This window comes from Massilia eburnea (assembly GCF_009720745.1).
GTDB lineage: Bacteria > Pseudomonadota > Gammaproteobacteria > Burkholderiales > Burkholderiaceae_D > Rugamonas > Rugamonas eburnea.
In genome coordinates, this window is the sequence record NZ_WNKX01000029.1 from 19842 (window position 1) to 40825 (window position 20984).

Annotated in this window: 20 protein-coding genes; 5 read left to right on the forward strand and 15 right to left on the reverse strand. The window is 61.9% G+C overall.

The features are described 5' to 3' along the window. Positions 1-3 precede the first annotated feature (3 nt). The 4 genes from folE to ssb form a co-directional block, all read right to left on the reverse strand. Positions 4-570, reverse strand: a complete 567-nt coding sequence (gene folE / locus GM658_RS25060) for a GTP cyclohydrolase I FolE (RefSeq protein WP_155456801.1) — start codon at positions 568-570, stop codon at positions 4-6. Between the two features lie 49 nt (positions 571-619). Beyond that, positions 620-1432, reverse strand: coding sequence for an NAD(+) diphosphatase (gene nudC / locus GM658_RS25065; RefSeq protein WP_155456802.1), 813 nt, complete (start codon positions 1430-1432; stop codon positions 620-622). Continuing rightward, complete coding sequence (locus GM658_RS25070; protein WP_170298967.1) at positions 1332-2129, reverse strand: hypothetical protein; 798 nt, start codon at positions 2127-2129, stop codon at positions 1332-1334. The genes nudC and GM658_RS25070 overlap by 101 nt, the downstream gene beginning before the upstream one ends. 260 nt (positions 2130-2389) lie before the next feature. After that, positions 2390-2896, reverse strand: a complete 507-nt coding sequence (ssb, locus tag GM658_RS25075; RefSeq protein WP_155456804.1) for a single-stranded DNA-binding protein — start codon at positions 2894-2896, stop codon at positions 2390-2392. A gap of 128 nt (positions 2897-3024) precedes the next feature. On the opposite strand from ssb, the gene uvrA reads away from it, so the two are divergent. Together uvrA and GM658_RS25085 are read left to right on the forward strand one after the other, a co-directional pair. Next, a complete protein-coding gene (gene uvrA / locus GM658_RS25080; protein WP_155456805.1) occupies positions 3025-5877 on the forward strand; it encodes an excinuclease ABC subunit UvrA in 2853 nt (950 codons plus the stop codon). A gap of 100 nt (positions 5878-5977) precedes the next feature. Continuing rightward, the gene (locus GM658_RS25085; RefSeq protein WP_155456806.1) at positions 5978-6844 is read left to right on the forward strand and encodes a transporter substrate-binding domain-containing protein; all 867 of its coding nucleotides are present in this window, start codon (positions 5978-5980) and stop codon (positions 6842-6844) included. On the opposite strand, the gene GM658_RS25090 is transcribed toward GM658_RS25085, so the two are convergent. Both GM658_RS25090 and GM658_RS25095 read right to left on the reverse strand, forming a co-directional pair. Continuing rightward, entirely contained in the window at positions 6841-7446 is a 606-nt protein-coding gene (locus GM658_RS25090) for a 2-hydroxychromene-2-carboxylate isomerase (protein WP_155456807.1), read from the reverse strand. The two genes, GM658_RS25085 and GM658_RS25090, sit on opposite strands and share 4 nt — an antisense overlap. 204 nt (positions 7447-7650) lie before the next feature. Next, on the reverse strand, positions 7651-8268 hold the full coding sequence (locus tag GM658_RS25095; protein WP_155456808.1) for a TetR/AcrR family transcriptional regulator: 618 nt from the start codon (positions 8266-8268) through the stop codon (positions 7651-7653). Positions 8269-8391: 123 nt separating this feature from the next. Between GM658_RS25095 and GM658_RS25100 the strand changes: the two genes are divergently transcribed. Further along, positions 8392-10890, forward strand: a complete 2499-nt coding sequence (locus GM658_RS25100; protein WP_155456809.1) for a pre-peptidase C-terminal domain-containing protein — start codon at positions 8392-8394, stop codon at positions 10888-10890. Here the strand turns inward: GM658_RS25100 and GM658_RS25105 are convergent. The 3 genes from GM658_RS25105 to GM658_RS25115 form a co-directional block, all read right to left on the reverse strand. Then, the gene (locus tag GM658_RS25105; protein WP_155456810.1) at positions 10884-11372 is read right to left on the reverse strand and encodes a GNAT family N-acetyltransferase; all 489 of its coding nucleotides are present in this window, start codon (positions 11370-11372) and stop codon (positions 10884-10886) included. The two genes, GM658_RS25100 and GM658_RS25105, sit on opposite strands and share 7 nt — an antisense overlap. 23 nt (positions 11373-11395) lie before the next feature. Beyond that, complete coding sequence (locus GM658_RS25110; RefSeq protein ID WP_155456811.1) at positions 11396-11842, reverse strand: GNAT family N-acetyltransferase; 447 nt, start codon at positions 11840-11842, stop codon at positions 11396-11398. A 265-nt stretch (positions 11843-12107) separates the two neighbouring features. Further along, positions 12108-12833 (reverse strand): DUF6090 family protein, encoded by a 726-nt coding sequence (locus GM658_RS25115; RefSeq protein ID WP_155456812.1) that lies wholly within the window; start codon positions 12831-12833, stop codon positions 12108-12110. 117 nt (positions 12834-12950) lie between these two features. On the opposite strand from GM658_RS25115, the gene GM658_RS25120 reads away from it, so the two are divergent. Then, positions 12951-13676 (forward strand): DUF6624 domain-containing protein, encoded by a 726-nt coding sequence (locus GM658_RS25120; protein ID WP_155456813.1) that lies wholly within the window; start codon positions 12951-12953, stop codon positions 13674-13676. Here GM658_RS25120 and GM658_RS25125 read toward each other — a convergent pair whose 3' ends face one another. The 5 genes from GM658_RS25125 to GM658_RS25140 form a co-directional block, all read right to left on the reverse strand. Beyond that, positions 13677-15476 carry a vWA domain-containing protein gene (locus GM658_RS25125; RefSeq protein WP_170298968.1) on the reverse strand — a complete coding sequence of 600 codons (1800 nt, stop codon included), beginning with the start codon at positions 15474-15476 and terminating at the stop codon, positions 13677-13679. It abuts the gene before it with no gap. Beyond that, complete coding sequence (locus GM658_RS25130; RefSeq protein ID WP_155456815.1) at positions 15473-16546, reverse strand: AAA family ATPase; 1074 nt, start codon at positions 16544-16546, stop codon at positions 15473-15475. Before GM658_RS25130 ends, GM658_RS25125 begins: the two co-directional genes overlap by 4 nt. 4 nt (positions 16547-16550) lie before the next feature. Further along, on the reverse strand, positions 16551-16697 hold the full coding sequence (locus tag GM658_RS28945) for a hypothetical protein (protein ID WP_170298969.1): 147 nt from the start codon (positions 16695-16697) through the stop codon (positions 16551-16553). A 3-nt stretch (positions 16698-16700) separates the two neighbouring features. Further along, positions 16701-17909, reverse strand: a complete 1209-nt coding sequence (locus GM658_RS25135) for an RtcB family protein (protein WP_155456816.1) — start codon at positions 17907-17909, stop codon at positions 16701-16703. A 127-nt stretch (positions 17910-18036) separates the two neighbouring features. Next, positions 18037-18363, reverse strand: a complete 327-nt coding sequence (locus GM658_RS25140; protein ID WP_155456817.1) for a hypothetical protein — start codon at positions 18361-18363, stop codon at positions 18037-18039. An 89-nt stretch (positions 18364-18452) separates the two neighbouring features. Here GM658_RS25140 and GM658_RS25145 point away from each other — a divergent pair, with 89 nt between their 5' ends. Beyond that, positions 18453-18824 (forward strand): hypothetical protein, encoded by a 372-nt coding sequence (locus GM658_RS25145; RefSeq protein ID WP_170298970.1) that lies wholly within the window; start codon positions 18453-18455, stop codon positions 18822-18824. Between the two features lie 43 nt (positions 18825-18867). On the opposite strand, the gene GM658_RS25150 is transcribed toward GM658_RS25145, so the two are convergent. Then, a complete protein-coding gene (locus tag GM658_RS25150; protein ID WP_155456819.1) occupies positions 18868-20730 on the reverse strand; it encodes a phosphoenolpyruvate carboxykinase (GTP) in 1863 nt (620 codons plus the stop codon). Positions 20731-20984: the final 254 nt, after the last annotated feature.

The window sequence follows — 20984 nt, forward strand, 5'->3', positions numbered from 1 at the left end:
GGATCAGGACTCGCGGGCCAGTGCCAGGAATTCGGTGCGCATTGCCAGGTTAGGCTGCAGTTCGCCCAGCATGGCGGAGGTGACGGTTTCTTCGCCGGCGGTGCGGATGCCGCGCGATTCCATGCACAGGTGGCGGCACTTGACCACCACGCCCACGGCTTTCGGCTCCAGCACGGTCATCAGCGCTTCGGCAATCTGCATGGTCATGCGTTCCTGCACCTGCAGGCGCTTGGAGAATACGTCCACCAGGCGGGTCAGCTTGGACAAGCCAACAATCTTGCCATTTGGGACATAGCCCACGGTGGCCTTGCCGAAGAACGGCGCCAGGTGGTGCTCGCAATGGCTGTAGACCGGGATGTTCTTCACGACGATCAGTTCGTTGTACTGCTCGGCGCCATCTTCGAACGCCTTCAGCACTTCCGCCGGGTCCTGGCCATAGCCGGACACCCAATGCTTCCACGCCTTGTGGACGCGGTGCGGGGTTTCGATCAGGCCTGGACGGGTCGGGTCTTCGCCCAGATGTTCCAGCAGGCGGCGCCAATCGTCTTCGGTGAATACTTCTTTAGTCATGATTGCAAGGACCGTGAAATGTCAAATTCAATCCACCAGTATATCGCGTTCAGGGGCGGTTCGCTGCCAATAGCTCGCTGGCGATGGAAACCGTATGCGTTAGCGCTGGCCACTCATCTTCCGGTCCGAACCAGCGGGCATCGCTGATTTCATTGGGGTCGGTGACGATCTCGCCGTCCAGGTATTCGGCGGTGAAAGCGATCATCAGCGAATGCGGGAAGGGCCAGGACTGGCTGCCGAAATATTTGAGGTTGTGCACGCGCAGGCCGACTTCTTCGAACACTTCGCGGTGCACCGCCTCCTCCACCGACTCGCCAGCCTCGAGGAATCCTGCCAGTGCGGTGTAGCGTTTGTAAGGCGAATTGGCGTGCGCTGCCAACAGGCGCTGGTTCCCCTTCTTGATCAGCACCATCATGGCCGGCGAAATGCGCGGATAGGCGAGATGGCTGCAGGAAGTGCAGCGCATGGCGCGCTCGCCGGGCGCCAACGCCATCGGTGAGCCGCAGGCGCCGCAGAAGCGGTGGGTGCGCGCCCATTCGGCGATCTGGAAGCCGCGGCCTGCGACGCCCAGCAATCCATCATCGACTGCGCCGAACAAGGCGCGCAAGCCGACATAGGCATGTCCCGGCAGCGGCGGCGTGTCATGCGGCGCCTGCGCCACTTGCCAGTAGCGCCCCTCCCAGGTGCCCAGGGGCATAGCGCCAGCCATTTCCAGGCCCGCTGCAATCAGCTCCGTGTGCGCCGGCAGGGCCAGGCTTTCTTCACGCAGCAGCAGGCGGTCTTTGTGGAACACCAGCGTCTGGATATCGGTGGCGGAAGCCGGCTGGATCAGCGGCAGGAAACCTTCGGGCGTTTGGAGCATGGCATTTAATATAGTCCTGGCAACCGCCCGATGATACTTGAACTTCTATTGCGGCGAGCGAATGGCTGCAATCAGCTGCGAGGCCTTGAGCTTGCTGCCGATCTTGTGCCGCGCCCTTTTTCAGTTCGAGCAAAACCCGGTTGACCTCGGCCTCGCTTGGCTGCACCGGCGCCAGCGATTTCGCCAGCAGCGGCAGGATTTCCTTGCGCATGAAACGCGGGCCGGCGGCGATGAGCTGCCAGATGACAAGGCCAGCCCCGATGACCAGGCCAGCCACGACACCCTGCGGGCCAAATTCCGGTGCGATCGAATTGCCAATGGTGGCGCCGAGGAAGCACAGGGCAACGCCGCCACCGATTGCCAGCGCAACGCCGGCATCCATATGCGTGGTGGCGAAGTGCTTTTCCACTGTGGGCGAGATCAGGTTGATCGGCGAGAAAACCAGGCCTAACCGCTCTTCCTCCGACAACAGGTGCGGCGCGGCCTTGACCTTCGCCTCCAGTTCCATGCGCGGCGCCAGGGCTTCATCCAGGCCAGGGTAAGTCTCGCGCTTCAGGGTTTCCATTGGCCCCGAGCTTTTCGAGATGCCGGCATAGTCCTTCGGGTCCGCGTAGCTGAACGCGCCGCAGCTGGTGCAAGTACGCTCATGGCCAACCAGTTTGCCTTCGCCAGAACTGATGTAATAGACATGGCCCACCGACCCAAGCCGGGTCATGCGAAATGGCCGGGGAACCCTGCAAATACCGCAGAAATCTGCCACATATCCCAGCTTACGACGCGTAATCTTGCGACCCCAGACAATGAACATGCTGTTTCCCCAGAGGAATTAGATGTCAAATCATGAAGTGGCGTGTATTTCCTGTCAATTACAAGCGAATCTTAACTACTGCTGCCAAAAAAAATCCCGGCAGGCGTCAGGCCTGCCGGGATTTCATCTGGAAGCTGGTTCGTTCGCGATCAGAACGGAATGTCGTCGTCCATGTCCGAGAAGTTAGGCGCTGGACGCGGTGCCGGGCGTGGGGCCGGAGCCGGTGCAGCTTGTGGACGTGGCGCTGGACGTGCCGGCGGCGCGTCGTAGCCCATGTCGTCGCCGCCGCCCATGCCACCACCCATGCCGCCGCCGGTATCGCCACGGCCGCCCAGCATCTGCATGTTTTCAGCGATGATGTCGGTGGCGTACTTCTCGATGCCGTCTTTGTCGGTATATTTACGGGTTTGCAGGCGGCCTTCCACGTAGACGGAAGAACCTTTTTTCAGGTACTGGCCCACGATCTCGGCCAGGCGGCCGAAGAAGGAGATGCGGTGCCATTCGGTCAGCTCTTTTTGCTCGCCGGTGTTGCGGTCCTTGCTGCGGTACGAAGTCGCAACTGCAATGTTGGCGATTGCATCACCGCTTGGCATGTAACGGATTTCCGGGTCACGGCCCAGGTTGCCGACGATGATTACTTTGTTAACAGATGCCATGTGTAACTCCCACGGTGAAATTTTGCTAAACGGCGATTATATTTTCTTTTCGCAGCTGCGAGCAGACAATCTTGATCACTGGTATTATATACAGTATTTGCCCTCACTGAGACTGATCTAGCTCAAACATGGAAGAAATCCGCATCCGCGGTGCGCGCACCCACAACCTGAAAAACATCAACCTCGACCTGCCACGCAACAAGCTGATCGTGATCACCGGCTTGTCCGGTTCCGGCAAGTCGTCGCTGGCGTTCGACACCCTGTACGCAGAAGGCCAGCGCCGCTATGTGGAATCGCTGTCGGCCTACGCGCGCCAGTTCCTGCAGTTGATGGAAAAGCCGGACGTCGACATGATCGAAGGCCTGTCGCCTGCGATCTCCATCGAGCAGAAGGCCACCTCGCACAACCCGCGTTCGACCGTCGGCACCGTGACCGAGATCCACGACTACCTGCGCCTGCTGTACGCGCGCGTCGGCACGCCGTACTGCATCAACCACCCGGACCACGCGCTGGCCGCGCAATCCGTGTCGCAGATGGTGGATGCCGTCCTCGCCATGCCCGAAGGCACCAAGCTGATGATCATGGCGCCGGTCGTGGCCAACCGCAAAGGCGAACACGTCGACCTGTTCGAGGCCATGCAAGCCCAGGGCTTCGTGCGCTTCCGCGTCCAGAGCGGCACCCACGACGCCAAGATCTATGAAGTGGACGACCTGCCGAAGCTGAAGAAAACCGAGAAGCACACCATCGACGTGGTCATCGACCGCGTGAAGGTGAACCCGGAAATCAAGCAGCGCCTGGCCGAGTCCTTCGAAACGGCGCTGCGCCTGGCCGACGGCCGCGCCATCGCCTACGAAATGGACACCGGCGCCGAACACGTTTATTCGAACAAGTTCGCCTGCACCACTTGTGGCTACTCGCTGCAGGAACTGGAGCCGCGCCTGTTCTCCTTCAACAATCCGATGGGCGCCTGCCCTGAGTGCGATGGCCTGGGCCATATCGAATTCTTCGACCCGCGCCGCATTGTCGCCTTCCCCAACCTGTCGCTGGCTTCCGGCGCGGTGAAGGGCTGGGACCGCCGTAACCAGTTCTATTACTCGATGCTGGCGGCGCTGGCAGCCTTCTACGACTTCGACCTCGACACCCCGTTCGAGCAACTGCCGGCGAAAGCGCAGGACGTGGTGCTGCACGGTTCCGGCAAGACCACCATCCCGTTCACCTACATGAATGAGCGCGGCAAGGCCGTGGTGAAGGCGCATACCTTCGAAGGCATCGTCAACAACCTGCAGCGCCGCTACCGCGAAACCGATTCGATGGCGGTGAAGGAAGAACTGGCGAAGTTCATCAACGAGAAGAAGTGCCCGAGCTGCGAGGGCGCGCGCCTGCGCGTGGAAGCGCGCCACGTGAAGATCGGCACCGGCAAGCAGGAACGCGCGATTTACCAGATCGCCGACAAGCCATTGCGCGACACGCTTTCCTACTTCGAGCAACTGAAGCTGAAGGGCGCCAAGAAAGACATCGCCGACCGCGTCATCAAGGAAATCGTTTCGCGCCTGACTTTCCTGAACAACGTGGGCCTGGATTACCTGTCGCTGGAACGCAGCGCCGACACCCTGTCGGGCGGCGAAGCACAGCGTATCCGCCTCGCTTCGCAGATCGGCTCCGGCCTGACCGGCGTGATGTACGTACTGGACGAGCCATCCATCGGCCTGCACCAGCGCGACAACGACCGCCTGATCGACACCCTCAAGCACCTGCGCGACATCGGCAACTCGGTGCTGGTGGTGGAGCACGATGAAGACGCGATCCGCACTGCCGACTACGTGGTCGACATGGGCAAGGGCGCCGGCGTGCATGGCGGCGACGTGATCGCAGCCGGCCCGCTGAAAGACATCCTGAAATCGAAGGAATCGCTGACCGCCCAGTACCTGAGCGGCAAGCTGCAGATCGCCGTGCCTAAGAAGCGCCATGTGGCCGATCCGCAGCGCCAGCTGACCATCACCGGCGCCACCGGCAACAACCTGAAGAAGGTGTCGCTCAACCTGCCGGTCGGCCTGATGACTTGCGTGACCGGCGTTTCCGGCTCCGGCAAATCGACCCTGGTCAACGACACGCTGTACCCTGCCCTGTCGCGCCACCTGTTCGGCTCACAGACCGAACCGGCGCCGCACGATTCGATCAGCGGGCTGGAACACTTCGACAAGGTGATCTCGGTCGACCAGGCGCCGATCGGCCGTACGCCGCGTTCCAACCCGGCCACCTACACCGGCCTGTTCACGCCGATCCGCGACCTGTTTGCCACCGTGCCGGTGGCGAAAGAGCGCGGCTACTCGGCCGGCCGCTTCTCCTTCAACGTCAAGGGCGGCCGCTGCGAGGCCTGCCAGGGCGACGGCGTGATCAAGGTCGAAATGCACTTCCTGCCGGACGTGTACGTGCCTTGCGATGTCTGCCACGGCAAGCGCTACAACCGCGAGACGCTGGAAGTCCACTACAAGGGCAAGAGCATCACCGAAGTGCTGGACATGACGGTGGAAGACGCGCACGAATTCTTCAAGGCGGTGCCGGTCATCGCGCGCAAGCTGCAAACCCTGCTCGACGTGGGCCTGGGCTACATCAAGCTGGGGCAGAGCGCCACCACGCTGTCCGGTGGCGAGGCGCAGCGCGTCAAGCTGTCGCTGGAGCTGTCCAAGCGCGATACGGGCCGCACGCTGTACATCCTGGACGAGCCGACCACCGGCCTGCACTTCCACGATATCGACCTGCTGCTGAAGGTAATCCACCGCCTGCGCGACCACGGCAACACGCTGGTCATCATCGAGCACAACCTCGACGTGATCAAGACGGCCGACTGGATCGTCGATCTCGGTCCGGAAGGCGGCGCCGGCGGCGGCCAGATCATCGCCAGCGGCACGCCGGAAGAAGTGGCTGCCAACCCGGCCAGCGTCACCGGCAAATACCTCGGGCCGCTGCTGAAGAAAAAATAAGGCGCCCAGGCCCGTCAACCGGCAACATCGGTTGACGGGACGCAAGCTCCTGGGAGTAAAATGGTAGCTCCACCCTACTCCTCGGGCCGCGGAGGCCGCCATGCCGAAGCCGCATCGTTTGACCCGCCTCCTGCTGTGCGCCTGCGCGCTCGCCGCCGCCTGTGCGCAAGCCGATACGCTTTATTACCCGCGTCCGGAATCTTTCGAAAACGGCCAGTCCGACTACGGCTTCGAACTGCTGCAACTGGCGCTCAGCAAGGCCGGCAGCAAACACCACGCCGAATTGACGCCGGAGTACCGCCAGCAAAACCGCGCGATCGTGGAGCTGATCGCCAACCGGGGAAAAATCCACGTGGTCGGCACCATGACGTCGGTCGAACGGGAAGTGGAAATGCTGCCGGTGCGGATCCCCATATCAAAGGGTTTGATAGGCTGGCGCATTTTGCTGGTGCGCGAAGAAAAGCGGGATTGGCTGCGCGATGTGCACAACGCTCGCGAATTGCGCGATGTCCGGATGGCGCTGGGCTACGATTGGCCCGACCTCAAAGTGCTGCGCGGCGCCGGACTGCAGCCCGAAATCGTGCCCGCCTACAGCCGCCTGATTCCCATGCTGAAAGCGGGCCGCATCGATGCCGTGCCGCGCTCCATCAATGAAATCTGGAGCGAACTTCGCAACCATCCCGGCCTGTCGGACGAGCCGCACCTGGTGCTGCATTACAAGGCCGCCGACTATTTCTTCGTCAATTACGCCAATCGCGAGCTGGCGGACGAGATCCGGCGCGGCCTGGAAGCGGCGCAGGCCGATGGCTCATTCGACCGCCTGCTGCTTGGCTATTACGGGCCGATGCTGTCCAGGGCGGCGCTGGGCAAGCGCCGCGTCATCGAACTGCCCAATCCCGGCTTGCCGTCGGATACGCCGCTGGGCCGCAAGGAACTGTGGCTGACCTACGAGCAGTTGCGGCGCTAGGCTACTTTGCGCGCGGCGGCGAGCCAGCGTTCCAGGTTGCCGAAACGGTCGTAGCCCCAGAATGGTTCCCCTTCCGCGATCACAAACGGCACTCCGAACACGCCTTGCGCCAGCGCGCGCTCGTTGCCTTCCTTGAACTGCGACTTGATCGCCGGATCTTCCATGCCTGCCAGGAAGGCCGATCCATCGATGCCCAGGCCTTCCGCAATTCCCAGCAGCACCGCCTTGTCGGCGATATCCACCGCATCGGCGTAATAAGCCTGGAAGCAGGTACGCGCAAACGACACCGCTACCTCCTCACCATGGTTGGCGCGCACCCATAACATTGCTCGGCCAGGCGCGATCAGCATTTGCGGGAATGCGGGCGAAGGATTGAACGGAATCGCCTCCTCCTGCGCGGTGCGCTGCATGTCGCGTGTGACATAAGCCCACTTGACCGGCACCACCGGCGAAGGCAGCACGCCGGTGACCTGGGTCAGCGCGGGCAGCAGCACCGGATGCCAGCGCACCTTGGCGCCATGGGCTGCCGCCAGCCACTCAATGCGGCGCGCCGCGAAGTAGGAGTAGCCCGATGCGAAATCGAAATAGAAGTCGAGGACCATGGCCGCTCCTTAGTAGTTTTCGCCGAAATCGCTGTTATTGCGGGGCAGCCCGCGCAGGATGCCCCACAGGCTGCTCTGGCTCACAAAGTAGATGCCGACCGGCACCAGTAAAAGTAGGAAGCGCATTTTCGTCTCCACTTTCGCACACCCGTGCGAAGTCTGATTAAAAAAAGGCCGCAGGCAAGTGCCCGCGGCAACCCAAAATCACAAGTCGTTGAAGCTCTTGTACGTAGAAATCAATCGGTTGAAAGCACGCTGCGCATGGCGCGGCGATTGCTCGTCACGCAGGAAGCGGGCATCATGCAGCAGGCCCACCACCAGGCTGTAAATCTCGAACACCAGCTGTTCCGGTTCGGTGTCCGGCCGCAGCTGGCCGGCTTCCATCGCCTGCAGCACCGTCTTGCGCAGCGAAGCGCGCCAGGTCATCACGCCTTGCGCCAGGCGGTCGCGTACCGCGTTGTCCTGGGAATCGTCGAACTCGAAAGCGCCCGCCGTGTACAGGCAGGACGTACGCAGCGCCTCGCCGGCGGCGCGCTCGAACCAGGCTGCCACTTGCGCCTGCAGCCGCGGCAGTCCGCGCGGCAGCTGCAGGGTCGGCATGAAGACGTCGGCCGCAAAGCGGCGGTCGTATTCATCCAGCACCGCGCATTGCAGCTGCTCCAGCGAACCCACGCGCGAAAACACCCCGCTCTTGCTGATCCCTGTGCGCTTGGCGATCTCGCCCAGCGACAGCTTGCCGATGCCTTCCGCCGCTGCCATTTCCATGGCGGCGTCGAGAATGATGGCGAAGGTGGCCTCGCTTTTGGCAGTCAGGGTGTCCATGTGGCGAACTTTAGCACACATGTGCGAAATATCAAACCTAAATATTCCCGTTATTTTTTTTGATTGACTATTTTACAAATATGGCTAGAGTTGTATGAGGGAAATATTTTCAAGGAGAAAAATTTGAAACAGCCAATCCCGCGCCGCCTTATGGCGGCCGCCCTGCTCGCCTGCTGCGCCCTGTCCGCACAGGCCCAGATCTCGACCGGCGCGATGAGCGCGCCGCGCATGTTCCACCAGGCCAGCACCCTGCCGGACGGCCGCATCCTGCTGACGGGCGGCGCCCCGCAACCCGGCAGCGTCATCTACACCAGCACCGAGGTCTACGACCCGCTCACCGGGCAGTTCACCCCCGGCGCGCCAATGTTGCTGCCGCGCCGCAGCCATGCCGCGGTGACCCTGCTGGACGGCCGCATCCTGGTTGCCGGCGGCATGTCGACAAATGGCTATTACACCGATACGGCCGAACTTTACGACCCGGCCAGCGGCCAATGGAGCATGACCGGCCGAATGAATGCCACGCGTGCCGACGCGGTCGGGCTCCTGCTGAACGACGGGCGCGTCATGCTGCTCGACAAGCGTGCCGGCGGCCTCGAAGCCGACGTCTTCGATCCGTCCACTGGACTGTTCACCAGGACCGGTCCGATGATGGAACGCGCCTACGATTCCGGACTGGTGGTGTTGCCGGATGGCCGCGTCCTCAAGATGGGCGGCCTCAATTCGGACGGCTACAGCAAGAATGCCGAGCTGTGGGACCCGGCCACCAACCAATGGAGCGCCACCGGCCAGATGAATGAACCGCGCATTACCCTGCAGCCGGTCGTCCTCAGCAACGGTACCGTGCTGGTTGCCGGTGGCCGCCGGGAGTGGTCGCAGAGCAGCACCGAAATCTACGATCCCGCCACGGGCCAGTTCTCAACCGCCGCGACCATGCCTGCCAGCTTCGAACCCCGGAGCGCCAAGTTGCTGCCGAACGGCGACATCGTCTATACCGCCGACTGGACTCGCCAGCTCATGCGCTACCAGGCGGCGACCGGCACCTGGAACCTGACCGGCCCCCAGCGCAAGGTTGCGCGCGACAATGCTGTCGCGCGCCTGCCCGACGGCAGCGTGCTGATGACCGGCGGCTCTGAATTGAATCAGGCTACGTCGTATGCAGCGGTCTGGGAGCCTGCCTGTGCCGGCCAGGTGACCGACGTAATGTCGCCGGACCAGGCCTTCCCTGGCGATGGCGGTGTTGCCAGCTATGTGGTGACCGGGGCACCGGGCTGCCGCTTCGAGGCTGCGGAACTGCCCTCCTGGCTGACCGTCAACGGTGGTAACGTACAGCGACTGCCGGAGAGCGGCTTGCTTGAGGTCTTTTTCACTGCGGCCCCCAACCAGAGCGGCGCCGCGCGCAATGTCAGTTTCATGCTGGCCAACGCAAGCGTCAACGCCACGCAAGCGGCGTCGCCAAGCTGTCCGTCGGCGCCGGTGGTATCGCCCAATCCAATCAACGTTGGCAACCTCGGCGCCAGCGGCACCCTCAGCGTGACAGCCGCCGCCACGTGCCCATGGAGCGTCGCCTCCATGCCGAGCTTTGTGACCGCAACCGGCGCTGCCAGTGGAACCGGCAATGGCAGCATCGCCTTCACTGCCGCCGCAAATAATGACCCTGCCGCGCGCAGCGGGTCGGGCCAACTGCTCGCCATGGGGCAGTCCGTCACGTTCATCTTCACCCAGGACGGCCGGCCTTGCCCGACGGTGCCTACCATCAGCCTGAGCACCAACGCCTTCCCGGCGGCAGGCGGCACCGCAACCGGCACGGTGGCCGCTGCCACGACCTGCACCTGGTCGATCAGCGCGCCAAGCTGGGCCACTGTTTCTGCCGGCGCCACCGGTACCGGCAACGGCAGCTTTACCATCACGGCGCCAGCCAACACGGGCGCGGCGCGCAGCGGTTCGGGCATGCTGACCGCCCCGGGCGTTGCTTCGACCTTCAATATGAGCCAGGCGGCCTCGCCATGCGCGACGTGGAGCATCTCGCCATCCAGCGCCAGCATTGCTGCCGCAGGGGGCAGCGGCAGCTTGACCGTCACCGCCAATGCCGCCTGCACCTGGTCGCTTGGCACGGTGCCAAGCTGGATCACGCTGACCGGCGCGCGCAGCGGTAGCGGCAACGGCAGCATCAGCTACTCGGCCAGCGCCAATACCGGCGCAGCGCGCAGCGCAGCGACCACCTTGTCGGGCAGCGGCCCGGCCTTGCCGGTCAGCTTCAACCAGGCATCGGGCCAAGCGACCGCCTGCAGCACGCCAATCACCAGCGGTACTCCGGTCAGCGGCTCGCTCAAATCGAACGGCTGCCCGGCCGGCGCACGCGGCGGCAGCTACTACACCGACCGCTATACCTTCTCCGGCACGGGCGGCAAGGTCGCGACCATCGCCATGTCTTCGTCGAGCTTCGATACCTACCTGTACCTGCGCGACCCGGCAGGGAATGTGATCAGGTCCGACGATGATGGCGGCGGCGGCACCAATTCGCGCATCAGCTTCACCCTGCCGTCCAGCGGCACTTACACCATCGAGGCCACCAGTTATGGCAGCTACTCGACCGGTGCCTACACCCTGTCCTTCACTCAGTAAGGATCGGGGCTCCAGACGGCGTACATCTCGCCGTCTTCTTCTACGCCGGCTTCGATGAAACCGCAGGCGGCGTAGAGTTCCTTCGCCACTTCGTTGCCCGGCTGGTAGCTGCTCCAGATGCGCTGCACGTCGCCGTGCTTGCCGATTTCGGCCAGCGCCAGTTCGACGGCGCGGCGGCCATGGCCGCGGCCCTGGTAGCGGCGGTCCACCATCAAGTGATAGATCGCGTAGTCGCCCGGCTCGTCTTGTGCGCCCGGCGCGGCGTACATCAGGAAGCCGACCACGCCGTCCTTGTCGGCGATGGCGCGGCAGTGGTAGTTGGGATGGAAGCTGGCTTCCGCAATCGCGTACATCATGCTGGCGGCATGCTCCTGCTGGTGCTCATGCAGCTCCAGCTCGGCGATGTTGGCGAAGTTTTCCTTGCTGACCACGTGCAGGTTTGTCGTGATCCATTTCCTCAGGAAGCGTTGATATGGTCTCATTGATGGTTCCTTCTTCTTTTTCGTTACTGCTCTAGTACGGCATACATTTCGTCATCTTCGTCGCTCTCCGTTTCGACGAATCCAAGGCCGGCGTAAAGATCCCTGGCGATCGTGTTGTCGGGCTGGCAGGCGATCCAGATCTTGCGCACGCCGCCGCGCGCCCGGATCTCCGCCAGCGCCAGCTGCAGCGCTGTGCGGCCATAGCCCTTGCCTTGGTGGCGGAGGTCGATCATCAGGCGCCATACGCCGAATTCACCGGGCTTGCCTTCCAGTCCAAGGTCGGCATACAGCAGGAAGCCGACCGGCTCGTCGCCGGCGTAAATGGCGCGCGCCTGCATTTCCGGGCAGAAGCTGGCCTGCGCTATCGAGAACGCGTTGCTGGCCACGTAATCGCGCTGGTGGTCCAGCAGCCGCAAGTCGGCGACGTCAACAAAGTTCTGTCGGGTGACAGGTCTCAGTTGGATCTGCATGATTCATCTCCTCTTCACGCCGGAATCAAAAAACAAAAACCCCGGCAAGTTTCCTTACCGGGGTTTTTGTCGTGGGACGTCCGGCTCGGGGGTGGCAATTCGCCAAGGCCCCGAGCGCACGCGCATCAGGGCTATCTGGTGTTAATACAAGTGATAGCGGCAATACGCATGACTGTCCTTTCTTAATCTGGTGGATGAATATCTGACGAGCGCTGATTCTGCGCTCTTCATGAATGTAGTGTCAAGAAAAACTTTATATAAATATTCACTCTGCGTTCTTGTACAGGACATCGATGCGCTGGATGATCTTCCTGCTCAGTTCAGCCGCCGCGGCGTAGCGGTCGTAGAGCTGGTAAAAGGCGATCATCTTGCGCAGGCGGCGCTTGCCGTTAGGCGTCGTGAGCGCGTGATAGCGCTGCTCGCGCGAGTCCCCTTGCTCAAGCGCGACGTCGAGGTAGTCGCGCAGCTTGTTCTGGTTGGTACGCCAGCCTGACTCGGAATTGCGGATGTCCTGGTGCGTGAGCTGGTACAGGGTCAATATGTCGTTCAGCAGTTCTTCGTCTTCGATATTGGTCAGTTTGCCGCCGGACTTGAATCCTTCGAAGCGGCTGGTCACAGGTACGAAGAACCAATTGCTGTCCGCAAAAGCAAAGGCCTGGTCGAACTTTTCGCCTTCCGGTTCGGCCTTCGGATCCAGCGCCGCCAGGTATTCATAAGTCTTGTCACGGGCGTGATACGACTTGGCGATTTCATCCAGCTGCCCGGCGTCGCGCGCCAGGTCGGTTTTCAAGCCGACGAGGAATTCCTTGACCTGCTGCTGCTCATGGCGATGCTCGCTCATGCTGTGGAACCAGATGCTGACGCTGACGGCGAAGACGATGATTGCGATTTCCAGCGCGATCTCCTTCAGTTTGTGCACCAGGCGGTGTTCCTTGCTGACCGCCATATTGATCACGTTCTTGCCGTGCTTTGCGACTTCGAGTTCCGCCATGTTTTCCCCGCTGAATAGAAGCGGCGATGATAGCCTGCGTTAGCTTGGCAAAAAGTCACACTTTGTCACGCGGGCAGCCGTGCTCCCCTCTCCCTTCAGGTTTGCTACTGTTTGTTCATGATGAGCACTTACAAGATAGCGCTGGGTCTCTTGCTCGCATGCAGCGGGCTTGCCCTGGCTGCCGATCCCAGCCGCATCAGCGTGCAAACGCTAGCCGGCGGCAAGGAAGTCGCGCGCATCGCCCTCCCTATCGGCCAGCAGCACACCGTGCAGGTGGAAGGCAATCAGGTCGAGCAGGAAAATCGCGGCGCCCTCACCCACGCGCGCGGCAACGTGCGCGTGACCATTCGCACCGCTGGCAGCAGCGGCGCAACCACCATCACTGGCGATGAAATCATCATCAAGCGCAAGGTGCTGGACACCCGCGAGCTGGCCGCCATTCGGGCGCTGGAAGCCATGGGCGCTCCCGGCAAGCGCGATGCGGCGCGCGACCGCAAGGAGGTGGCGCGGCTGAAGACCATCGTCGCCTCCCACGGCTGGCCGGGCGCACGTTTCGCTGGGCCGGAGCTGTCTCAAAATGCCTTCACGGTCCTGATGCGTATGCCCGAAAAGGAGCTGGAGGCCATGCTGCCTGCCTTGCGCGAAGCCCAGGCGGAGAACGACGTGCCGGGCAGCCAGCTGGCGCAGGCCGAAGACCGGCTGCGCGTCGCCAAAGGACTGCCGCAGCGCTACGGCACCCAGCTGGCCAGCGGCAAGCCGGTGATCATCGAGGACGAAAGCGCACTCGATATCCGCCGCAAGATGATGGGTCTGCCGCCAATGCCTGTCACTTCGGGCCAGTAGTCACTCAGCGATGTAGAAGACCTCGCCACGCGGAGTGAACGGCAAGCGGCGTCCATCGGCCAACAGGAAGGCATGGTCCATGCTGGTTTCGAGTTTATCTTCACACCAACCATCAGTCACCACTAATATCGGGCCATGCGCTGGCATTTCCCCTTTAACTGAGAGATCGCGAAGGAAATCAAATCCCGGTTGAAGCACGGTTCCGCCCCGACCGCGCAGGGTGAAACGGTCTAGCAGGTTTTCCGGTTCCACCCAGCCGCAGTCATAGGCCATGGCGTCGCAGCACACCAGCCGAACAGCGATGACATCGCGGGCCATCGCATAGCTGGCGATCGCGCCGAGCGCTTTGCCCAGCATGGCTGGCTCCATTGAGCCCGAGGTATCGAGCAACACGCCGAATACGCGGCTTTTACGATCCTCTTCGGGAGGCTTGCACAACAATGGCCGAGGAATATCTGGCGTGGCTCCCTGCCTCCGCGACGGCCGCGCGTAGCTGCGGCGCACTTCCAATGGTGGAAAGCGTTCGTCGAACCAGTGCGCCAGCCGCGCGTCCCAGGGAATGGGCGGCTGTGCCAGACTGCGGATTTCTTCCAGCAGGCCAACCGGCACAGTGCCTCGGCAACCATCGTATTCCCAGCGATCCATGCCCTGTGCGAGCGCTCGGCGGCAGTATTCTTCTGCGTCGGTGAACTGTGCGCCACTGTCCTCCCCTAGCAAATCTGGCTGGCCGGCTCCACGCAGCGTAGCGAGCTTGCGTGAGCGGCGAATGTCGCGGGCGAGGCCATCGTAAATTTCGTCGGCGGATTTCCCTGCGAGGTCGGCGTCGTACAGCATGCCGATAGCGGGCGGTGAACCTACCTGCATCTCGAGCAGCCAGCTGTTGATCGCAAAATCGCAAGCGACATTCCATAGAACCGGATCACGCCCGCGTCGGCGCGAAGCGTGATTTAATCCTGCGTGCAGCAATTCATGGGCAAGTACAAAAAGTGTTTCATCATCGTTCAAGCCTGCTGTCGGGTTGATCCAGATACGGCGAGCGCCGACATCGATCGCGGCGACGCGGATGTCGTACTGCTGGCAGATGCGGACATCGTTCTCAAGGTCAAAACTAGCCGCCAATGCGCCCAGCAAAGGATAGCGATCCATCATGCGGCGCCGCGCGCGGTGTTCACGGCTTTGCGGCTGGTGCGCCTCGCCCACGGCTGCGCCACCCGCAATCGCAAGCGCCCTGCCAACGCCGCGTGCGATGCCATCCGCCAGCAGTTCGTTCCAAGGGGTCTGGCGCCGCCAGGCTACCGGCTTCTCCTCGAGTGACACAAACAGGGACGCCGCGCCAGCGATGTCTGCGTGCCAGGCCAGTAGTGGTGCAGGACAGCCTGCGGTACAAAAGTGCCGCAGCAAGGTTTCCACGCTTGCGTCTTCGCACTCCGGCAATCGCCATTCCTCCGGCAATTCGCCCATCTTGAGTTCAGCGCAAAACCTCGCTGCAACGACCAATGCAGCAATTTCCCACAGCTGCGCGGGTTCACGTCGCCGAACCAGTCCAAGCCCAAGGCAAGAAAGCACAATGCCGACAACGCGCGTCCATTCGCCCGGCTGAGCGCGTCGTTTCGGGTGCAGCCACACCGTACCGCCCGGCGCCACAGCAATCCATCCCTTTGCAGGAACCGTCTCGTGCGCCAAGTCCGTACGGAAGGTGGCCTGTCCCGCGATAGCGCCAAGAACGGGGTGTGCCAACACCTGGGCAATGCCTGCTTGCCGCGCAGACGATGCGGGATCGGGCTTCTTGTCCTTGTTCATGCAGTTTCCTTCTGGCTGCGACCGGCCAGCCGTGGCAGGTCGCGTGCTACTTCGACCAGGAACCATGCAGGCAGGCGGCGTCCTTGCAGGTCTTGCCCGAGGATGGATTGGGCAATTTCCACGCTGATGCGCGCCAAGTCGCGCAGCATGTCCTTGGCTCGGATTGACAACGCTTGCTGTGCGCTGCGCACTGCCGATTCTTCTTCCGGCAACTCCTTCAGCAAGTGGGCGCGGAAGGACTGTGCCAGGAAGTACAACACGTCTCGGTCCGCCGGCGCATCAGGCCAGTGCTGTTCGCCTTTGATAATGGCGTGTAGCCCGTGCTTGTGCCGCAATTGCTTAAGGAAACCCTTGAAGTTTCCTGCATGATTTGGCGACAACAAACCGTAAGCCAGTGCATCAAGCATGTCGTCGCTTGCATCTTCGCCAAAAGAATGCAGCGCATCGGACAGCATATGCCAGCTACGCGGGGTCGAGAAGGGCTCTTCATGCTTCGGCGGCTCGCTCCACAAGTGGTCCGGGCGCAATTGGATGTATTCCAGCACCCATGGGTGGATCTCGCCTTCGCCGCTCGCCCACTCCAGCCATTGGCGGTGGTCAGAGCGCAGATGGATGTGCGCCATGCGGTTCACCAGCGCCGACGGCATCGGCTTGACGATGGCAGCATCCTTGGCGCGGTTACCTGCGCCAATCACGATTGTTCCTTTCGGCAGGCTGTATTCCCCGATGCGCTGATCCAGGATCAGCGAATAGAACGCCTTCTGGATTTCATGCGACGACGCATTCAACTCATCCAGGAAGAGCACGAACGGCTCGTCGCGCACGATGTTCGCCGGCGGGAAGAAGCGCGAGCATTTGCCGTCGATTTGCGGGATACCCAGCAAATCTTCCGGCGCGAGCTGGCTGCCGAGCAAAGAGACGCACTCCATTCCCACCGCTTCCGCGAAACGCCGTACCAAGGCACTCTTGCCAATGCCCGGTGGCCCCCACATGAAGACTGGGCGTGTAACTGCAACGTGCAGCAAGAAATCTATCGCCTGCTGCTGGTTCAACATGATTGCTGATTGCATATGTTCACTCCCCCCGTACCAGATCACGGCGCAGCTGCTGCTTCAGGGCGCGCCGCGATTGCTCGTTGCGCTGGTGGTTGCCCGCGCGGCGCTGGCGTGCCAGCACGGCCAGCGGGTTACGCGGCTTGGGAAGTTTGATTGTTACCTTCATTGCTTATCCTTTCACGCACACCACTTGCTTCAGTGTGTGCACGATTTCGACGAGGTCGGCCTGGTGGGCCATGACTTCGTCGATGTCTTTGTAGGCGGCGGGGATTTCATCCACCACGCCGCCGTCCTTGCGGCATTCAATGCCTTGCGTCTGTTCGGCCAGGTCGAAGCGGGTGAACTTGCGTTTCGCTTCGCTGCGGCTCATGCGGCGGCCAGCCCCGTGGGAGCAGGAGCAGAACGATTCCTCGTTGCCCTTGCCGCGCACGATGTAGCTGCGCGCGCCCATGCTGCCGGGGATGATTCCCAGCTCGCCTTCGCGCGCCGAGATGGCTCCCTTGCGGGTGACGTACAGCTTGTGGCCGAAGTGCGATTCCTGCTGCACGTAGTTGTGGTGGCAGTTGATCGCTTCGCCATCGAGCTTGAACGGCGGCACGTGCGGCGCGAGTGCCGCTACGACGCGGCGCATCATTTCACGCCGGTTCAGCATCGCGTAGTCCTGCGCCCAGTCCACCGCTTCCACGTAATCGTCGAACAGTTCGGAGCCTTCGCTGAAGTAGGACAGGTCGCGGTCCGGCAGGTTCACCTTGTGCCGCATCATCTCCTTGCGCGCGGCGGAGATGAAGTAGCGGCCGATGACATTGCCGATGCCGCGCGAGCCCGAATGCAGCATGATCCACACGCGCTGCGCTTCATCGATGCATAGCTCGATAAAGTGGTTGCCGCCACCGAGCGTACCAAGCTGGCAGATCCAGGTCTGCGCGAACTTGTGCTGCATCTTCATGATGCCCTTGTGGCGCGCCACGATGCGGTCCAGGCGATCGTTCAGGGGACGTCCGGCGCGGCCGTGGGCGGAGCCGCGCACCTTGTCGTAGGCGTGCTGCTCGAAGCCGACCGGCACCAGCGTTTCAATCGCGCTGCGCACACGCGCCAGGTTGTCGGGCAACTGGCTCGCGGTCAGCGTGGTGCGCACGGCGTTCATGCCGCAGCCGATGTCCACGCCAACGGCGGCGGGAATGATGGCGCCGCGCGTCGGAATCACGCTGCCCACGGTTGCGCCGATGCCGGCGTGGACGTCGGGCATGGCTGCCACGTGCGGATGCACGATGGGCAGGTTCGAAATATTCAGCAGCTGCTGAATGGCCGAATGATCAATGTCATCCGTATAGATGTGCACAGGCACCAGGCCTTTGTGCAGGCTTTGCTTGATTGGCATAACGTCTTTCGTTATGCCGGGGCTGTAGAAACAAAAACCCCGGCGAGTTTCCTGGCCGGGGTTCGTGTTGGAAGAACGACCGGCTCGGGTGGCTAGATTGCCTGCCCCGAGCGCTCGCGCTGCGGGGCTATCTCATTTGCAGATTGTTGATAGCCTTACGTGGCATGGTCGTCCTTTCAAAAATTTGGGTGAATAAAATCAGTGGACGCGATTCTGCGCCGGTCCCGAACAGCGTGTCAAGAAAATTTTTTGACCAGTTTTTCTCTTCGATTAGGAAATGGGTAACGACGATCGCACCGCCCTTCTCTTCCGTGATCATGCTGTGCGTGGAAAGTTCGCGGTTTTTGCCATCATATTTACGTTGCAGTTCCAATAAAGTTGGGGGAAGCTTATTGGAACCTGGTGCCGGGTCAAAAATTGGGGAGGATGACGATGGGGTATCGCCGTTTTGCATTTGCCGTTGCGCTTGTTTTGGGGTGTTCCTGCGCTAGTGCAGGAAGTTTGATCAAGGCCTATGCCGACAAGGCAAAGAATGTCCATGTCGTGACTGCATCAGGCAAGGACCAGAAGCTGACTTCGGATCGGGATGCGGAAGATGTGCGGCTCTCACCGGACGGCGAAGTTGTGACCTGGCTGGTGACCCCGCTCATTCCCTCGGTCGATGGCAGGAAGTGGCCAAAGGAATTGCGCGTCTACCACGAGGGCCGCACGGGTACCATCGAATGTGCGGGAATCATCCGCGAGTACTGGTTCTGGAAGAAGGGCACGCATGTCGCCACCGATTGCGGCGGCATCCATTTCGCCGGCATTGAAACGCTGTACGACGCGAACACCTTGAAGGAAGTCGACAGCTTCGACCAGGCGGAAGTGCCGGTCGAGAAGCGGCCGGAATGGTCGACGGCGGCCAGGGAATAAAAAACGCGCCCCGTAGGACGCGTTCTTGCGGAAGCGGTAAAGCTTAGCCGTTCAGGCGCTGCTCCAGCTTGGCCATATTGTCTTTCAGCTCTTGCGGCAGGTGGTATGCCAGCTTCTCGAACAGTTCTGCGTGCAGTTTCAGTTCCGCGCGCCATGCGTCCTTGTCGATCGAGGTGATGGTCTCGAATTCTTCAGGCGTGAATGGCAGGCCGTCCCAGGAAATGTCGCCATAGCGCGGGGTGGTGCCGAAGATGTTTTCGACGCCGCCGCCGGTGCCTTCCACGCGTTCCAGCATCCACTTCAGTACGCGCATATTGTCGCCGAAGCCTGGCCATACGAAGTGGCCGTTTTCGTCGGTGCGGAACCAGTTGACGCAGAAGATCTTAGGCAGGGTGGCGCCCTTGCCTTCCAGGCGCTTGCCCATGTCCAGCCAGTGCTGGAAGTAGTCGCTCATGTTGTAGCCCATGAACGGCAGCATTGCGAACGGGTCGCGGCGCACCACGCCCTGCTGGCCGGCGGCTGCAGCGGTGGTTTCGGAACCCATGGTCGCAGCCATGTACACGCCTTCGATCCAGTCGCGCGCTTCGGTGACCAGCGGCACGGTGGTGGAGCGGCGGCCACCGAAGATGAAGGCGGAGATCGGCACGCCGGCTGGATCGTCCCAAGCCGGGTCGATCACAGGATTCTGGGTAGCGGCTACGGTGAAGCGTGCGTTAGGGTGCGAAGCCTTGGTGCCGGACGCCGGGGTCCAGTCCTTGCCTTGCCAGTCGACCAGGTGCGCAGGGGCTTCCTTGGTCAGGCCTTCCCACCAGATATCGCCGTCGTCGGTCAGCGCGACGTTGGTGAAGATGGTGTTCTCGTTCAGGCAGGACATGCAGTTCGAGTTGGTCTTGGTGTTGGTGCCAGGAGCCACGCCGAAGTAACCCGCTTCCGGGTTGATGGCGTACAGGCGGCCATCCTTGCCCGGCTTGATCCAGGCGATGTCGTCGCCGATGGTGGTGACTTTCCAGCCGTCGAAGGTCTTCGGCGGGATCAGCATGGCGAAGTTGGTCTTGCCGCAAGCCGATGGGAAAGCGGCAGCAACGTAGTGCTTCTTGCCTTCTGGGGATTCAACGCCCAGGATCAGCATGTGTTCCGCCAGCCAGCCCTCGCCGCCGTTCTTGGCGTCGTTGTAGCCCATGGTGGAAGCGATACGCAGCGCGAAGCACTTCTTGCCCAGCAGCGCGTTGCCGCCGTAGCCGGAACCGTAGGACCAGATTTCGCGGGTCTCAGGGAAGTGCACGATGTACTTGGTGGCGTTGCATGGCCAAGCCACGTCTTTTTCGCCGGCAGCCAGCGGCTTGCCGACGGTATGGATCGCAGGCACGAACTCGCCATCGGTGCCCAGCACGTCGTACACGGCCTTACCCATGCGGGTCATGGTGCGCATGTTGACAGCGACGTATGGGGAGTCGGACAGTTCCACGCCGATGTGGGCGATCGGGGAACCCAGTGGGCCCATCGAGAACGGCACCACGTACATGGTGCGGCCGGCCATGCAGCCGTCGAACAGGCCGTTCAGGGTGCCGCGCATTTCCTGCGGGTCCATCCAGTTGTTGGTCGGGCCGGCGGCTTCCTTGGTCTGCGAGCAGATGAAGGTGCGGTCTTCAACGCGGGCCACGTCGGTCGGGTCGGAGCAAGCCAGGTAGGAGTTAGGACGCTTGGCGTCGTTCAGCTTCTTCATGGTGCCGGCGGCAACCATTTCAGCGCACAGGCGGTCGTACTCTTCCTGCGAGCCATCGCACCAGTAGATGCGGGCAGGCTTGGTCAATGCGGCGACTTCGGCCACCCAATTGATCAGCTTTTGCTGTTTGATGTAAGCTGGTGCGTTCATAGTTGCAACGCCTCCCATAACGGGTTGATTCATAGTACCTCCAATGCCAATAAAGAATTCTGTCCTTGTCCCGGCACGGCAGGAATCGTCGTCAGATAGCTTGCGCGGAAGATTGGTTGCTTCGGCGAAATACGGCGGTTCTGTCGATGCGCCCGATTTCTCGAGGGCGCGAGTGCCTGGCGGGGGTGGCTCAGGCACGTGGAACATATGCTGCTGGAGCCTGGTTGGGCTCCTTGAATTGGCCGATTGTACACCTGCGATCCCGCGTTTCCGACCAAAATGTAGGA

Bases quoted from the DNA above. Each gene is read 5' to 3' on its own strand.
- GM658_RS28945 (WP_170298969.1), bottom strand. From the start codon at position 16,697: ATGAAGGTAACAATCAAACTTCCCAAGCCGCGTAACCCGCTGGCCGTG.
- GM658_RS25110 (WP_155456811.1), bottom strand. From the start codon at position 11,842: ATGCAGATCCAACTGAGACCTGTCACCCGACAGAACTTTGTTGACGTC.
- nudC (WP_155456802.1), bottom strand. From the start codon at position 1,432: ATGCTCCAAACGCCCGAAGGTTTCCTGCCGCTGATCCAGCCGGCTTCC.
- uvrA (WP_155456805.1), top strand. From the start codon at position 3,025: ATGGAAGAAATCCGCATCCGCGGTGCGCGCACCCACAACCTGAAAAAC.
- GM658_RS25130 (WP_155456815.1), bottom strand. From the start codon at position 16,546: ATGCAATCAGCAATCATGTTGAACCAGCAGCAGGCGATAGATTTCTTG.
- GM658_RS25140 (WP_155456817.1), bottom strand. From the start codon at position 18,363: ATGCAAAACGGCGATACCCCATCGTCATCCTCCCCAATTTTTGACCCG.
- folE (WP_155456801.1), bottom strand. From the start codon at position 570: ATGACTAAAGAAGTATTCACCGAAGACGATTGGCGCCGCCTGCTGGAA.
- GM658_RS25120 (WP_155456813.1), top strand. From the start codon at position 12,951: ATGATGAGCACTTACAAGATAGCGCTGGGTCTCTTGCTCGCATGCAGC.
- GM658_RS25105 (WP_155456810.1), bottom strand. From the start codon at position 11,372: ATGAGACCATATCAACGCTTCCTGAGGAAATGGATCACGACAAACCTG.
- ssb (WP_155456804.1), bottom strand. From the start codon at position 2,896: ATGGCATCTGTTAACAAAGTAATCATCGTCGGCAACCTGGGCCGTGAC.
- GM658_RS25085 (WP_155456806.1), top strand. From the start codon at position 5,978: ATGCCGAAGCCGCATCGTTTGACCCGCCTCCTGCTGTGCGCCTGCGCG.
- GM658_RS25150 (WP_155456819.1), bottom strand. From the start codon at position 20,730: ATGAATCAACCCGTTATGGGAGGCGTTGCAACTATGAACGCACCAGCT.
- GM658_RS25095 (WP_155456808.1), bottom strand. From the start codon at position 8,268: ATGGACACCCTGACTGCCAAAAGCGAGGCCACCTTCGCCATCATTCTC.
- GM658_RS25125 (WP_170298968.1), bottom strand. From the start codon at position 15,476: ATGAACAAGGACAAGAAGCCCGATCCCGCATCGTCTGCGCGGCAAGCA.
- GM658_RS25090 (WP_155456807.1), bottom strand. From the start codon at position 7,446: ATGGTCCTCGACTTCTATTTCGATTTCGCATCGGGCTACTCCTACTTC.
- GM658_RS25115 (WP_155456812.1), bottom strand. From the start codon at position 12,833: ATGGCGGAACTCGAAGTCGCAAAGCACGGCAAGAACGTGATCAATATG.
- GM658_RS25135 (WP_155456816.1), bottom strand. From the start codon at position 17,909: ATGCCAATCAAGCAAAGCCTGCACAAAGGCCTGGTGCCTGTGCACATC.